Source organism: Caballeronia sp. M23-90 (assembly GCF_053574605.1).
In genome coordinates, this window is record NZ_JBSIPA010000939.1 from 1 (window position 1) to 734 (window position 734).

A 734-nucleotide genomic window follows, 5' to 3' on the forward strand; every position below is an offset into this window, starting at 1 on the left:
ATGCTCAAGGAGATTTTTGAGCAGCCCCAGGTCATTCGTGACTGTCTTTCAGGCCGGGTGGATGAGCGCAAACAGGTTCTCGACATCCCCGAGCTCAGGAGCATGGATGTGCCCAAACGGTTGAGCATCGTTGCCTGCGGAACCTCCTATCATGCCGGATTGTGGGCCAAGTATATCATCGAGGCCTGGGCCAAGATCCCGGTTTCCGTGGAGATCGCCTCGGAGTTTCGCTACAGGAGCCTGGTTCTGGACAAGGAGGATCTGGTTCTGGCCATCAGCCAGTCCGGGGAGACCGCCGACACCCTGGCCGGGATGCGTATCGCCCGGGAAAAGGGTGTGCCCGTTCTCGGACTCTGCAATGTGGTCGGATCATCTGTTGCCAGAGATGCGGACGCGGTCATCTACACCCAGGCCGGTCCGGAGATCAGTGTGGCCTCGACCAAGGCCATGTGCAGCCAGCTGGTGCTTCTGACCCTGCTCGCCTATTACTGGGGGGACAAGAAAGGGGTTCTGCGTCAGGAAACCAGGGACAAGATTCTACCGGGGCTGCTCGGTCTGCCCAAGCAGCTCAAGGAAGAGCTGCCCATGCTCCGGAAAAAGGCCAAGAAACTGGCTAGGGAATACGCCTGGGCCAGGAGTTTTTTCTACCTGGGGCGGGGAATCAACTTTCCCCTGGCCCTTGAGGGGGCCCTGAAGCTCAAGGAGATTTCCTATATCCATGCCGAAGGGTATGA

1 protein-coding gene is annotated in these 734 nt (G+C 58.6%); it reads left to right on the top strand.

What is annotated here, in order from left to right; genetic code table 11:
- Nucleotides 1-734: SIS domain-containing protein (locus tag ACRXB1_RS37155; protein ID WP_449494915.1), on the top strand; the 734-nt coding region annotated here is incomplete at both ends.